At 48.3% G+C, this 14,875-nt stretch carries 14 protein-coding genes; 4 read left to right on the top strand and 10 right to left on the bottom strand.

Annotation, left to right across the window (positions count from 1 at the left end):
• Positions 1-378 precede the first annotated feature (378 nt).
• Complete coding sequence (locus AC6RNO_RS35175) at positions 379-990, bottom strand: ECF transporter S component (protein WP_497108272.1); 612 nt, start codon at positions 988-990, stop codon at positions 379-381.
• 120 nt (positions 991-1,110) lie between these two features.
• Between AC6RNO_RS35175 and AC6RNO_RS35170 the strand changes: the two genes are divergently transcribed.
• The 4 genes from AC6RNO_RS35170 to AC6RNO_RS35155 all read left to right on the top strand — a co-directional run bounded on the left by AC6RNO_RS35170 (position 1,111) and on the right by AC6RNO_RS35155 (position 4,378).
• Entirely contained in the window at positions 1,111-1,971 is an 861-nt protein-coding gene (locus tag AC6RNO_RS35170) for an ATP-binding cassette domain-containing protein (RefSeq protein ID WP_497108271.1), read from the top strand.
• On the top strand, positions 1,968-2,924 hold the full coding sequence (locus tag AC6RNO_RS35165) for an ATP-binding cassette domain-containing protein (RefSeq protein ID WP_497108270.1): 957 nt from the start codon (positions 1,968-1,970) through the stop codon (positions 2,922-2,924). Before AC6RNO_RS35170 ends, AC6RNO_RS35165 begins: the two co-directional genes overlap by 4 nt.
• Positions 2,875-3,831 carry a CbiQ family ECF transporter T component gene (locus AC6RNO_RS35160; protein WP_497108269.1) on the top strand — a complete coding sequence of 319 codons (957 nt, stop codon included), beginning with the start codon at positions 2,875-2,877 and terminating at the stop codon, positions 3,829-3,831. Before AC6RNO_RS35165 ends, AC6RNO_RS35160 begins: the two co-directional genes overlap by 50 nt.
• Positions 3,832-3,841: 10 nt before the next feature.
• Entirely contained in the window at positions 3,842-4,378 is a 537-nt protein-coding gene (locus AC6RNO_RS35155) for an exonuclease domain-containing protein (RefSeq protein WP_497108268.1), read from the top strand.
• 522 nt (positions 4,379-4,900) lie between these two features.
• Here AC6RNO_RS35155 and AC6RNO_RS35150 read toward each other — a convergent pair.
• The 9 genes from AC6RNO_RS35150 to AC6RNO_RS35110 all read right to left on the bottom strand — a co-directional run bounded on the left by AC6RNO_RS35150 (position 4,901) and on the right by AC6RNO_RS35110 (position 14,820).
• Positions 4,901-5,389, bottom strand: a complete 489-nt coding sequence (locus tag AC6RNO_RS35150) for a hypothetical protein (RefSeq protein ID WP_497108267.1) — start codon at positions 5,387-5,389, stop codon at positions 4,901-4,903.
• Between the two features lies 1 nt (position 5,390).
• A complete protein-coding gene (locus AC6RNO_RS35145; protein ID WP_497108266.1) occupies positions 5,391-5,570 on the bottom strand; it encodes a hypothetical protein in 180 nt (59 codons plus the stop codon).
• Between the two features lie 732 nt (positions 5,571-6,302).
• Positions 6,303-6,794 (bottom strand): hypothetical protein, encoded by a 492-nt coding sequence (locus AC6RNO_RS35140; RefSeq protein WP_497108265.1) that lies wholly within the window; start codon positions 6,792-6,794, stop codon positions 6,303-6,305.
• Between the two features lie 235 nt (positions 6,795-7,029).
• Positions 7,030-7,380 (bottom strand): hypothetical protein, encoded by a 351-nt coding sequence (locus tag AC6RNO_RS35135; RefSeq protein WP_497108264.1) that lies wholly within the window; start codon positions 7,378-7,380, stop codon positions 7,030-7,032.
• 16 nt (positions 7,381-7,396) lie between these two features.
• Complete coding sequence (locus AC6RNO_RS35130; protein WP_497108263.1) at positions 7,397-7,558, bottom strand: hypothetical protein; 162 nt, start codon at positions 7,556-7,558, stop codon at positions 7,397-7,399.
• 594 nt (positions 7,559-8,152) lie between these two features.
• Positions 8,153-8,644 (bottom strand): hypothetical protein, encoded by a 492-nt coding sequence (locus AC6RNO_RS35125; protein ID WP_497108262.1) that lies wholly within the window; start codon positions 8,642-8,644, stop codon positions 8,153-8,155.
• A 14-nt stretch (positions 8,645-8,658) separates the two neighbouring features.
• Entirely contained in the window at positions 8,659-10,218 is a 1,560-nt protein-coding gene (locus tag AC6RNO_RS35120) for a WXG100 family type VII secretion target (RefSeq protein WP_497108261.1), read from the bottom strand.
• 40 nt (positions 10,219-10,258) lie between these two features.
• The gene (locus tag AC6RNO_RS35115) at positions 10,259-12,565 is read right to left on the bottom strand and encodes a DUF5704 domain-containing protein (protein ID WP_497108260.1); all 2,307 of its coding nucleotides are present in this window, start codon (positions 12,563-12,565) and stop codon (positions 10,259-10,261) included.
• A 1,064-nt stretch (positions 12,566-13,629) separates the two neighbouring features.
• Positions 13,630-14,820, bottom strand: coding sequence for an S-layer homology domain-containing protein (locus AC6RNO_RS35110; protein ID WP_497108259.1), 1,191 nt, complete (start codon positions 14,818-14,820; stop codon positions 13,630-13,632).
• Positions 14,821-14,875: the final 55 nt, after the last annotated feature.

Raw genomic sequence — 14,875 nt, 5'->3', positions numbered from 1 at the left:
GCAGCAGCGGAAAGAAACCAATCTTGCGATTGCGTTTAAAATCCTGCGTATTCTTCTTCGCGCTTTCTTTGAATTCGTCGCTTTTCATCTTGTTAAGCACACGGGATAAGGCCGTTTTTCCGTTTTTTTCACGCGCTATCATCCGTTTCTATCGTTTACCTCTACTATACCAAAATCTACTAACCTGACAACATTGGGGTGCAACCGACCCTCCTTTATTTATTTTCATTATAATACTAACACTTTATACGTGCAACCACCTTACGCCAATACTCTCCAAGCTCGCCTTGGCTTAATGGGTGGCCGGCCGACCGCCGTCATGCAGCGCAACACTGCGCGCTGGGAGCTGCTTGCGGTGCGAATTTCATCACTGCCGTATTACGCCTTCGCGCCACTGTCTTGCGATTGCCGGACAACACCGCGCGCAGAGGCGCCTGTCAGCCTTTCATGCGGGAAAACCTGACGCACCGGTGCGATAATCAGAGCGGCGACAGCCGCTTTGATAGCGTCTCCGGGCAGGAACGGATAGCAGGCGCTGACCATGGCTTTGGAGAACGTAAGTGTCGGCACTTTGTACATCAGCCACGGTACACCGGAGACGTATAGGATCAAGGAACCAAATACTTCAAGAACGAGAAATGCGGCCAAATATCCCATAATCCCTTTCATGCGGATGCGCGGCAATATGAGGCCGATCAGCAGGGCCGAGAAGGGCCACATGAAGATGAACCCGCCCGTAGGCCCGGTCAGTACGCCTATTCCGCCGTTGCCATGGAGCATCGGAAAGCCGATCGCGGTCAAAATCACGACCAAAGCCATGCTTAAAAATCCGTATCGGGCACCGAGGAGGCCGCCCGCCAGCATCACAGCCAAAGTCTGCAGTGTGATCGGCACGGGGGTGAAACCGAGCGGTATGCTTACAAAACTGAATAATACAAGAAGTGCGGCAAACAATGCGCTAAAAACTATGCCTCGAAGTGTGAGTTTCATATTGTTCATCTCTCCCGATTCTGGTATTCTTAACTTATTGTCAACCAAATATTCGGATGTTTGGTTAACAATTCAGGATTATAGCACAAGCTTTCAGAAAGTGAAAGGAACTTTTTTCATATGTCTAATTCAAGCATCGCAGCCTCTTTACAAAAGGCGTCTGTCATCTATAGAGCCGAGGCGGGGCAAGTCCGGCAGGTGTGGACCAATGTTAACATCGACATTCGCGCAGGGGAATGGATCGTTGTCGCCGGACCGAACGGCAGCGGCAAAAGCACGCTGGCCAGCGTGCTGCTTGGCCTATGCCCGCTCTCGGACGGTCAGCTTATTCGCGGTGGGGGGGAGCAGTCGGTCACCCGCGGTGTATTGCAAATCCCCGATGCGCAATTCGTCGGGGATACGGTGGAGGAGGAGCTGCAGCATGTGCCGCAGGCTCCCGATCTTGCGCCTGAAGCGCGGGCGGAGCTCTATGCGGCAGTGCTTGGGCGGGTCGGCCTGTCGCTGCCGCCGGGGCGAACGCTGAGCAGCTTGTCCGGCGGACAGAAGCAGCTGCTGAACATCGCCGCAGCTTTGGCGGCGAAGCCGGATTTGCTGGTGCTCGACGAGCCGACAGCGATGCTCGATCCGGCAGCCCGGCAGGAGGTGCTGCGTGCTGTGCGGCAAGCGCACGCGCGCGGGATGACCATCGTGTGGATCACGCACCGATTGGAGGAAGCGGCCGAGGCCGGCCGCGTGCTGGCGTTTCATGGGGGCCGGGTCGCTTTTGACGGGCCTCCGCGGGATTTTTTCTATGGAGAGGCCTCGGTGGATTCGGGCAGCAGTGAGACGTCCGGAGAAAGCACGCTTTCTCCGTGCGAGAGGCTGGGGCTGGAGCCGCCGTTCGTCGTACGGACCGCTTTGCTGCTGCGGCAGCGGGGGCTGCGGCTCGATCCGCTCCCGCTGCACGCCGACGAGCTCGCAGAGGCGGTGAATGCCGGATGACGATCCGTTTACAGAACATTTGCGTAACCGCACCGGATGACAAGAACAGCTTTTTGCTGAAAAATATCGAATTGACTTTGCACGACGGAAGCATTACTCTGCTGGTCGGCCATACGGGATCGGGCAAGTCGACTTTGCTGCAGGCCGCCGCGGGAATCATTGAGCCTTCATCCGGTTCGATCCTGCTGGATGAACAGCCGATGTGGAACAAAGGGAAGGTCGATCAAGCGCTGATGCTCCGGCTCGGGCTGACGTTTCAGTTTCCCGAGCAGCAGTTGTTCGCCCGCAGCATACAGCAGGAATTCAACTACTCGCTGCGCCCGTATCGGCTAGGTGCAGAGGAGCGCGAGCACCGCATTCGCTCCGCTTGCGGCGATTTCGATCCGCCAGGCGCTTTCGCCATGGATCGCTCGCCTTTCACGCTCAGCGGCGGCCAGCAGCGGCGCCTTGCGCTGGCAACGACATTCGCAGCCGCACCCGACTGGCTGCTCATGGATGAGCCGACCGCCGGCATGGAAGCGGCGGCGGCGCGCGAGCTGCTCCGGCTCATCCGCCGGAGCGAGCGGCCCCGGGGTGGATTCGTTATCGCCACCCATGATTTGGACACGTTCCTGCCGCTGGCGGATCGTGTTATTGTCCTTGCCGGCGGCTCCATCGCAGCCGATGGCACGCCGGAGGCGATCTGCCGCCAGCCGGAGCTGCTGCTCCAGGCCGGCGTGGGCTTGCCCGGCTGCGTGGAAGTGGCGCAGGCGATGGGGCGCATCGGCGGAATCGGGATTCCGCCGGATGCGCTCACGCCTGAGCGNCGCAGCCGATGGCACGCCGGAGGCGATCTGCCGCCAGCCGGAGCTGCTGCTCCAGGCCGGCGTGGGCTTGCCCGGCTGCGTGGAAGTGGCGCAGGCGATGGGGCGCATCGGCGGAATCGGGATTCCGCCGGATGCGCTCACGCCTGAGCGCGCCGCAGCCGCGATTGCCGAGGCGCTGGAGGCCCGCGCCTCGGGCGGCGCAGCCGCGCCCGCGCCGCCTCCGCGCCCGGCGGCGTTCGCGCGCGCGGAGGCGGCCGCTGCGCCGTACGCCGCGGAGCGGCCCGCCGCAGCCGCGCAGCTCCCGCAGGCGGCATGGCACCGCATCGACCCGCGCGCGAAGTGGCTGCTCTACCTGCTGCTGGTCATCGCAACGATGCTGCAGCATCAATGGACGGGGCTTGCCGCCGCAGCCGTCCCCGTCCTGCTCGGCTTCGCGGGTCTCCCGCGCGCGGCTATCCGGGGCGGAGCCAAAGTGGCCCGGTCTTTCGGCTGCTTTATGCTTTTGTCCGTTGTGCTGGCGGGCTTGCAGTTTTCGGCTGACCCCGGGCCGTTTTCCGTAGGATTTAACGCGCCGCGGGCGTTGGACACGATGCTGAACGTATCGCGCCTTTTTATCGTTATCCTTGCGGGCTATTGGTTTGCGGCGACGACGCCGTACGGCCAAATGGTACAGGGTCTCGGCTGGGCGCTCAAATATTTCAAAAAGCTCCAGCTTCCGGTTGATTCGTTTGCGCTGGCCGTTTCTTTGATCTTCCGGTTTTTGCCGCTCATTTTGCGTGAATGGCAGCGGTTCTCGGCGATCGTACGGGCCAGAGGCAAAGCCTCCCTGCGACCGGGCGCCGTCAGAATGCGAGACATCCCCGCGTTGATCGTACCGCTCCTGCTCGCGCTATTTTACAAAGCGGAAGAAATGACAATCGCGATGGAATTGAAAAGAATGGGCGGACAGCCGCTGACCGTTCAGCGAAATTTGCTCAGTTGGACTAAAAGCGACACACTCGCGGTCTTCGCCGGAGCTGTATGCTTCGGATTGTTGGCCGTGTGGCAGAGTTAAGGAGGAGAAAATGAATTACATCGTATTTGATTTGGAAGCTACATGTTGGGAAAATGACAGAACGAAGCAAAACGAAATTATTGAAATCGGTGCGGTAAAAATTAATGAAAACTTGCACATTATTGATGAATTTCAAACCTTCATTAAGCCCAAATTAAATCCCGTTCTCTCGGATTTTTGCAAAAAACTTACCTCCATACAACAGGAAAATGTCGCTGCAGCGCCATATTTTCCGCAAGCGGCGGGGGCTTTTCGGGATTGGATCGGGAAAGAAGACTACATTCTTTGTTCGTGGGGATTTTACGATAAAACTCAGCTGAAAAAGGATTGTGAATTGAACAAAATCAATGCCGGGTGGACGAGCAAGCATATTAGCATCAAACATCAGCACGGGAAAATGATCGGAGTTGAAAAGGGAGTCGGCATGGGGCATGCTTTGCAACAGCTGGGCATTGCACATGAAGGCACTCATCATAGAGGAATTGACGATGCCCGAAACATAGCAAAAATTTTCGTGAACATTTTTGATAGATTAAAATTTGAGTAAAATTCCTTAGTTAGACAGCAACTTAAGCTAGCGGGAATGATTAGGAGACACAACGGCTCTTCACCGCTAGCGTTATTGCTGCCTGTTCCCTTACAGGAACGACGTTTTTATTTATCACGATTAGCCAAGTGTGCTCTATAGCTTCATCTAGACTCATTGCCTTTTCCAGATCCTCGTCAACAAGTATAAGTAAATGCCCTTCTATCAAATGCCCTTCTGAGGTTCTAACTCAAAAGTAGCCGCCCAATATTTTGGAGAAATTTTAGAGACCTCGGCGGTGCATGGTGCGCATGGGTGGCGGCGGTAGATAACAAAAGACAGGTCAATCAGGGTGGTATCTGACCATAATCGACCTGTTCAATGTAACCCTATAGCGTTATTTAGGCTATAAAATAAAAGCATTTGATGTGCGTACAAATGAAAAGGCGAAATCTTTATACGGGTATTACATGGGTTATATGTGTTATGGGTTGAATGATAGATTCATTCCGTACTGGGTAGCCCCCAGCAGAAAAGCCTTAACTACTTCGTATTAGGATTCTTATAACACCAATCGGGGTCATAGGGTAATGCTTTTATTTTTTGCATGTCTTCCCAGCTATAGACCCAATCATAATCTGTAACCCAAAAGTAATCATCGGGATTCAATCTAAGGTATTCATAAATCAAATTAAAAATTAGTTTTTGGACACCATAAATATCTTCAATATGACCCACTTGACATAATGATAAGTCAGAATCTAATTCCAAATCCTCGTGATAGTAAAAATCAATACTTGGACTATTAATACCATGAACAGAAAAAATAAATGATTGCTCGCTTTTCTCTGAAAATGAATTATTATTAATGTTCAATGTAGTATATAAAAACTCACCCTTATCTGAACAGTATTTATTATTATGAAAATAAAGAGTTGCATCCGCATGAAATACTGATACTATTGTATCTGCTAACAATTTCTCAGGTGAATACTTTCTTTTTTGTGTCAAAATAACAGCCGAAGTACCCATTTTATTTTAATACCTCCTTAAGTTCATCCAAAGAATTAACAATAATAACTCCCTTAGGTTTATCAAACTGTTCGACATCCGTTCCGGCGGCTTGGCCGCTGCCAAATAACGCCGACATCAACCTCGCGGTATTGCTAATCGGAGAAAGAAAACTAAGCCCCTTGCTGACGGCATTCTTCACAAAAGAAAGAATACCGCCGGTTGTGATCGCTTTGCCTTTTCCATCCGCTTCATCGGATTGATTCGCTTTTTTCGTGGCGAAGTCCTGGACAAATGCGGATCGAAGCGGTGCGTGCCCGATACGAACGACAAACGAGGAGAAGGAATGAGGCGTTTCGATCTCGCTTTTGACCGTAAGTAGCGCAAAGGCTGTGGAAGGAGTAGGGGGGGCTCTCGACGTTACCTTTTTTTATTTGTAGAGCCAATACTTGAGCTGGTCTTGAGTAAAGTGATTGGCGACGCACCAAGCCGCCATGGTAATGCCACTGGTCTTGTAGGTTTGTATACATGCTTCGCAGTCATGTCGCAGTTGTTCCCTGGCAGTCATAAGACAATCTCCTGATTTCGGGTTGTCTACATTTTCCCATGGATATTCGAGGCTTTGAAGGTGGGGCAGGTTTGACGCTTACGAGAGTTAAGTGGAAATTTCACATGTCTAGTTTTTAATTTACTTTGCTGTGCCGTACTTTTCGTTGTTAGCGATACCGCGGCAGAAAAAGAAAACCACAATACGGGCGGCTAACTCGCATTATGTCTTTCTACATGGGTATTGGTTTCATTTATCCGTCAGGTACAAACTTTTTAAATATGAACGTATACCCTTGATAGAGGTTCAATAAAAAACATTTGGTTGAATGATGGATTCATTGGGCACTAAGTAACCCCACTTCACAGTAAAAAACATAACAATAGTTTACTCAACACGACCAATATCCAGTGCATCTAGGGCTTCATCACTTATATCGAGTGGTTCTATTTTAGCCCGATTTGCAAACGTGAGAAATTCACCAGCTACATTCAAAAAGCCTTCCCTTTTGTAGAAAAAACCGCCTCTTTCATAAAGTTTTATTACTGGTTCAAACAAATCTTTATTTTCAATAGCAATTCGATTCTCTTCATCTATTAGTGCGCATAACTCTAAATAGCTAGTAACAATTGCTCTATGATAGCTATTGTTGACTTCATGTAGTATTTGTAATTCACTAAAGTTCTCTTGGGGCACAGTTATCGAATTTGAAATAATAATAAAGGGATATATACAATGACCTGGATAATCATTAATAAATATTGATGCTCTTCTTAAGTATTCTTTACACAGATGAACATGTGATCTAGTTTCCCTTTCCCCAAGACAATTCCAATCGATAGCGGAAATACGATTAATTGCTTGCTCTAAATTTTTCATTTACATTATCTCTCCATCTTTTCTATTTTTGCTGTATTGTCCATAATATATTTGTATGCTCCAGGAAGTTCAAATTTGGGCTGGGGAGGCATGTCTAGCTATCTCTTGAAACCATGCTTTTTGTTTTGGATTTAACGAAATGACGAAATCTTCATACGGGCATTACATAGGTTAAGTGTGTTATTGGTTGAATGTTGGGTTCATTCGGCACTGGGTAGCCCACCTCTGTTATTAATTAACTCATGCTTTCTGCAATTCTTTCCACAATTTCTTTATCCCAATCATCAAGATCAGCTATTAATTCCTCATATTTGCATTTCGATTCAGGAGTATCAATAGCCAAAAGTGCCGCTATGCTGTAATGCCCTATGGTGTCGATTCCAAAGAGCTTATTTACATTCGGGTCTCTAAATTTGCTGATGTAAGAAAGTTTAGAAATAATCTCTTCGTTACACAATTTTCTGCTGACAATCTGACTTATAGCTCTTACTAAAACCTGATTATGATGAATATCTAAACACTTGATAATTTCAAGATCGTTTAATTTGCCTTCTCTTATTTCCTTCGATAAACTTAGAGGTTTCACTCTTCATCGCCTCCCTTTATTCATTTACAGGACCAAAGTTATCTGTTAGATATTGCCTTTCAGCTCTATAGTTGTTCCACAGTCGTTCAGCAAGAGCCTTGTTACCTATTCGGTCAGCCTCTTTTATTTCAACCATGTATGTTTTGGTCAACCAAAAGTTGTTGTACTTTGTTTTCATAATTCAACACCGTCCTTCTTGTGTCGTTATGCCGCCACTGCACGGCTGTGGAGTGGGGAAGGCGGCTAGCCTAAGACATTACCTCACCTGTTCTATGTCAACTGGTCGTCACCAGAGCGTTCTTACACTGTAGTCATCGCGGCAAAAAGCCAGATTGTTGCGGCGTAAATCCACTTTGTTCTGTTACACTATAAAAGTCGGGCTATCCCGACTTTTCGTTGCGATGTCTTGGACAGCTATTTACAAATTGCGTTTATTTTGAAAAAACCGCAAGAAAACGAAGATAACAAAAAACAGATCAATAATCATGGTAGTATCTGACCATAATCGACCCGTTTAATGTAACGGAATAGCGTTATTTAGGTTATGAAATTAATGCATTTGATGTGCGTACAACCGTATTGACGAAAATTTTGTGCGGGTACTACATGGGTTATGTCTCCTTGGAATCAGCCACCCGACTCATTCGGCACTGAGTGGGGTATACTTATCAACAAACTGTGTCAGGAAAAAGACCACAATAGGGCCGGTTATCTTGCATTGTGGTATGTTTACACAAAGTTATTGACAGGCCCTTGAAAATCTTGAAAATATTTAAATCAGATTATCTATGTCCATCGGTTCTATTGTTACAAATTTCTCAAACCATCCGCTTAAGGGCATATGTCCAACATTTTTTATTTCCAATGACTGGTGTCGGAGATCAAATAAACCTCCTCTTTCAATAATTTTAATTAGCGGTTCATATACATTTAGATATTTAATAGCTTGTGGATGTTTATCAACATACTTTGCCAATTGGATGTAGTATTCAAATATTTTTCCTGTGTATATGCTTCCACCTAAAAACTTTGAAGCTTCTTCACTACAATAGTCCGAAATCACTATTTCTCCATCATTGTCACCAAGCAATTGGGCTATATTTGAAAACAAGGGCGACCTCGGTTTGATCGATTCCTCCTTAAAAAATTGAGCCAATCTCCTCAAAAACTCTCGAGCTAACTTAACATCTGCTTTTGATACACTTGTTCCTACTACATTCCATTTTACACTATTGATTTTTACTATAGCCTCATCTATATACATTTTTTCACCTCTAGTTAATATTCTATATCTTTATCAAAATGTTTATTAAATTCCTTTGTTTGATCATATTCTGGAAACGAAGGCGGATTTGGATCTGTTATATTAGCTCTGTCATGTGCATTTTTTCGAATGTCGATATCAAATATCTCGTCCTCATGATTCCAAGTAGATGGATCTCTTAAAGGCATCCCTCCATCCATAAATTCCTTTTCTTTAATTTCATGATTTGCTAGTTGCCTAAACCATTCTTTTTCCTTATTTGTTAATTCGCCCTTCTGAGCCTTCTGCCATGCATATGCAATATCTGCATCAGCTTGAAAATATAATTCTTCGTATGGTTTACCACCTACAGATAACTGTTTTGTGTCTAAGAATAAATGTTTTTTCATTTTTAATATTTGTTCTTCTGTTAATCCTGTATTCTTTGCTACTGTGGCGATATCCTCAAAACCTACTTTTCTAATTACAATATATTTCCTCTCAAGGAGTGCTTGAAATCCATCCTCTGGTACTATGATATGCTTTTTCATTTCTACAGGATCAGTTATATATTTAACTTCACCCGTCCCCTCAGCTTCCAGCGATCTCTCAGGCGGCTTGTCCGACTTGGGAGCCTTCACACGCTCAGCTTCACCAATGGTCTTTTCCATTGATGCAATCTTGCTGTACTTCGCCAAGCTCTCAAAGCCTTTGGTTACTGCTACAGCAAGCAAAATTTCTCCGACCCCATGTCCGATGATACGAAATTGCGTATCCGGGTTGCTTCGCTTGAACTCCTCGATGTGCTGCTCGATCGGCCTGAAGAAAGCTTTTGTACTGCTGACCGCTTGATCTATCGGATGCATGTTTTTCATATCATCGTAGAACATCCGGTAAGGCCCTGTTATAGGATTATAGCCGCTAACGTCTCTTTCCGGAAATAGCTTGTTGTACAAAGCGGACATGTTATTCATATCTTGCCTAACAACAGCAGCGGGATCGGTAACCATCTCATAGACGGAATTCACCGTATCGACTACCATATCCCTGGTTTCATAATACGCTGATTTGGCCGTATCCACAATCAACCCTTCCATAAAGCTTTTCGCATACGATATTGCTTCGGGAGAGGGATATATATTTTGAATCAGTTTCGCTCCTTTGTTGATCTCATTCTTGTAAACATCCAATAGGGACGTTTTTCCAGCGGCTTGGCCGCTGCCAAATAACGCCGACATCAATCCCGCAGTATTACTAATCGGAGAGAGAAAATCCAATCCTTTACTGACGGCATTCTTCACAAAAGAAAGAATACCGCCGGCAGTGATCGCCTTACCTTTCCCGTCCGCCTCATCGAATTGATTCGCTTTTTTCGCGGTGAAGTCCTGGATTTGCTGCAGTTCGTAGCGCAGTTCCTGCAGCATCCGGTCAATCGATTGGTAGCCGCTGTCCACATCGGATCGCTGCCGGCTGGACATCGCGAGCCCGTTCATCGCGCTGCGAAGCTGGCTTTGGATGCGCTCCAGCGTCCCGATCGTCGCATGAAGCTCGCTGGCCGTGGCTCGCAGCGTCGACGTGTCTACACGTATTTGCACCCAGGTTCCCCCTTTCGTTGTTAGTGGATCGCATGTTCTTTTAATGCGTCACCCTTGCGCCAAAATCGTCATAACTGGACAAATCCCCGTGATAGAACGCCACATCGCCGTCCATCAGCGTGAACGTGTTGCCGTACTTATCCATCGTCGTGTTGCTGAATCCTTCCATCTGCCATTGGTTGTCCAGCGGGACGCTCTCTCTGGGCAGCCGGTAATAGCGCAAAAAGGGATTCGCATAATCGGCGTTCTTGATGCTCTCCAGGTTGAAATTCACGATGATGTAGCCATCCTTCAAAAAAATCGGCGAATGATCGTCCAGCCCGCCATGCGTTCTTCCATATTCCGCGATGTTCGTACCCGCCGCTACTACATAAGGAGCCGCCGGCAAGCTGTATTCGCCATACCAGTGCTGGATCGAAGCCAGCGCCCGCTGTGGATCGACCGTGCTCGGCACGCCGGTTTTCGGTCCGATCATTGTCCGCGTCAGCCATGGCGACGTGAACCATGCGTACGCATTGCCAACCCAAGACTTGCGCTTAGCCCGGTACAAAAAGTCGCTTACGCCATAGTTGCCCGCCACATACGCGGCCGTATCGGTAAGCTCTTCGCCCGGCACATTACGCATCGTGTCGTTCAGCAGCACATGCCGCTGCTGCTTGTCGTCCGCGGAGCCGATTTTCACAAAATACCTCACCGGGTTCTCTGAGTAGGCGTGGTAGTACAGGTCGACCGGAATGCGCCCCGTTCCATCCTTATTCACGAAATAAAACGATGGCGTGATCCGAATGCCATCCCGTCGCCCGAACATGTTCCCTTTCGTCTTCAAATCGAATTTAAAATGATACCCGGTCTTGATCGACACGGTATGGTCATAGCCCGGAAACGGGTGGCTTCCCGGGTGAATCGGCAGCACATACGGATAGCTGTTGCCCCGCGGGCTTCCGTCGATATCATTCGTGCCGGTCCAGTACGAAACGCCTGTCGGCGAGATGCCGTCGCTCGTGCGGAACACGTACTGCCAGTCATAGTCACCGATATCCGTGATATGAAAATCGTACAGCCTGCCGATCACCTCTACCGGGATCGTGTTCGTGGCCACATGGTTCGGCCAATCGAAATTGGCGCTCGTTTGCGTCGTAAAGTCAGTGGGCGCATTGATCGCAATCGACCGAAAATGAACTGTATAAAACCCTTCGTCGATCCACGTCGGCATGATGAACGTCATGTCCGGCTGATTCACCGGAATGTCGACCCAGGTGCCGGCCGTGATGTACGCCGACTTGTCCGCATTCCAGACGTCGAACTCGAAGCGGACTTGCTTGTTGGCGGTGTACTTGGCGTAATCGCCGTACCCGTTTGTGACCCCGTACCCGCCGAAGCCAGGGTACGCGTCATGCTGGCCGGTCGTCGGCACGAACACCGTGAACGGCCGATCCAAAATGACCGCCGCCCGGCCTGCGGTGGGCACGACTTTTTCATTGTGCGCCTGATCGTCGGTCACAGACGGGTACATGACCACCGGTGTATGCACCGTCACCGGGTTGATGCCATTGATCGGATAGTCTTTATCCGATCCGCCTTTGACATTCCCCGGGATCAGCGGGTAATAGATCGTGCCGGTCGTCGGCTGGTCCGCCCGGTTGACGAGCGAATTGCTGACGACGTAGCCATTGCCGTACAGTACATCCCGGCCGATTTGCGTCGGCTGCGGAATCGTTCCCGGCGTCTGTCCCTGATCGGGATGCCGGGAATTTTCCATAACGGTTACGCCGTTAAACACGACCAGGTCATTGTTCACCTGGTTGCGGCCCACGACGTTCTCCGCTGCCGATTGAAACTCCGGCGGCGTACCTCCGGGTGGCGGGCCGCCGCCTGTCCCAAGGTCAACGGGATTACAAGCAGCTGGGTGCACGTGTGTATTGACATCATCTTTATTGTCAGATTGCAGGGTCGGCCCTGTATAGCCGGTGGCATCCAGCGTCACGGTCCCGCCGTATCCGCCCAGCGCATAATTGCTGACCGTAGCTTTTTCCAGTTCGTACACTTCCAGATTGTCGATTTGCCAGTACGAATACGGACGTGTCACGGTCATCGTTTGATTTACGGTTTCAGTCTTGGTAACAGGCGGAGCCATTGGACCTCCTGAGACCGTCCATACATACGTTTTTTTGACGGAAACGGAGTAGGTCACTTCACCGGTCATATTCGCGAATTGATTTTGAAATAAATAATTCAGCCCCAATGCGTTCGCATAAAGGCTTTCCGAAGTCGGGATGCCTTTTAACACATCGAATCTTTCCGCATCCCGCATATCCGCGCGAAGTACGCCGCTTGCCGCAGGATCCATGACGGCGTCCTGATTGATCGTTCCTTTGATCGGGGGACCAATCCGGGAACTGCACCCTAATGTAGGTGGTGGAGGACACCCTCCTGCAGGACACGAATCATCAAATGTTGCCTTCAACACTTTGTCGTATTTATAAGTTTTACCTTTTATATCTGCTAAAAATTTAGCATAATAGTAAACTTGTTTTGCCCCAGGGTTAGCCCATATGTGTTTGTAAGTATCATTATTAAAGGTTTGCTGGTAGTAAACCTTGAACGTATCCATAGTCCCGTCGGGATTAGCTACACTTACATATTGCGTGCTTGGATCTGTAAGCCCGGTGTCACCTGTATTTTGGTCTGTGATTGGTTCAGTGAAAATCGTTCGGACATTTTCAAGTGAGTAGTCACCACTACTTGCGGCAATATAATCAGTTGGAATATAGATAGAATCTTGTGTTAGAAAAGCCTTTGTTCGGTGCAATGTCAATGACAAATGATTGTCCGTACATCCGGGATATTGAGGAAAAGGCCCATATCCTCTATCAGATTCCCTTGCTGGTGCTGCACTGCCACCGGGACAAGCTATATTATCTTGCCACTGAGTGTCCCCTACACCGGCATACCAAACCTGGCCATTACCTTTAGCCGTATCATAAATAGACCATCTATCCCAATAATAAGAACCAGGGTCTGTCTTATTGTCTTTTGACCAAACCTCGATCTCGGTTCCGCTTAAAGTATCTGTTCCGGAGAAGGAAGCGCTGCCTGGTGAAAATCCATTGACCTTACGAAGTAATGTCCCGTTATTATCATACCAGGCTAGTTCGGTGATTACCTGTCCCGAAGGTGCATGTACAGTAATGGGATTCGTGTCTATCGATGAAACGGAACTAAAAGTTAATCCTCCGAAGTTATATAACCTGGATGAATCTATATTTAAGGTGTACGCTATTGTTTGAGTTGACGGAGCTGCTTTAGCATGGTTACTAAACATGACATCTATCTGAACCGACGCAATTAAAACAATAAGAGCTAATAATAAACTTCTACATGCTCTCATATGTGGTTGCTCCTCCTGATTATTTAGTTAGGGTAGGTATCTATAACACTTTTAGAGACAGGAGTATGCCCGGTAACAGAAGGAGTTTTTACATTCAAAACGAAACCTTCATTCTCGAATTTTGCTTTTGGGATAATATAAGCATTGATATATGGATAAGTAATCGCATAGGGAACGTTTAATGTTCCGGAAATAATGTCTTGAAAACTTTGCTTATACCCATATAACGAAAAAGGCAAATAATTGATTTTAGGGGCTAATGTATTTATGTCAACATGGGATTTAGCATACAGAATATAGCTTGCCGGATAATTCTTAATTGGGTTTTTATACGCCCCTGAACCCCAAGAAAGCTCGTTGATTGGAAGGAGATTTTTGTTCGGATCGTTGGGGTCTTCAAGATCGATAAGAATTAATTGATCAATTGTTCCCTTGAAATCGGGTGCATCAATGGCTAAATCGTCCGGATTCCAGTAATCAATTGCAAGTTTATCTGTGCCCCTTACTTTTTGGTTGAAAAAATCCGGATAGATGGTAAATATATTTGTTCTGTGCCAAACTAACTCTGCATTTGCTACAGCGTGTTTGTCAGCAGAAAGCGTTTGGCCGTCCTTAATGGAAAGAATACGCTCAATGATGGCCACCGCTTGAGCGCGCGTCGTCGTTTCGTCCGCCCCAAGTGTGCCGCTATCGTCCAGGCCGGTGATCAGCCCGGCTTTGGTCGCCAGATACATCCATTTCTTATCATCCAAGTTCTTGTCGCCAGTAGCCGCCCGAACCGCTATGCGCGCCATTTCTTGACGCGTCATCGGCGTATTCCAGTCTCCGCTCGTAAAGTCGCTCCATTGATGAATCCCCGCGGTGACCGCCGCGTTAATGTACGGCAAATACCAGTCACTGCCGCTGGCGGTGCCGGAAACCGAAAGATGAAGCGCGGTATCGACCATTTTGATAAACTCGGCGCGCGTCACTTTTTCGTTCGGTTTGAAAGAATGGTCTTGATAGCCGTCGACATAGCCTTTTTGAATGGCTCCAGCGATAGTTGTTTCCGCCCAATGTCCTTTCGTGTCGCTGAAGCTGCCTGTGGAAGCCGTACCGGCGGTAGTTATCGCTTTTGTTCCCGGCGCAGCAGTGGTAGAATCGGCCTCGGCAGCGTGAATGGAAGTTCCAAGTAGTGCGGCAGTTGCTAGTGATGCAATCCAATATACTTTCATTTGTATACCCCCAAAGGAATGAATTTACTTTTCTCAAATCAAAAAACCAACCGAT

It is taken from the genome of Paenibacillus sp. sgz302190, assembly GCF_059820445.1.
Note: the sequence above shows the minus strand (reverse complement) of the source record. Positions and strands in the feature narration are given on the sequence as shown.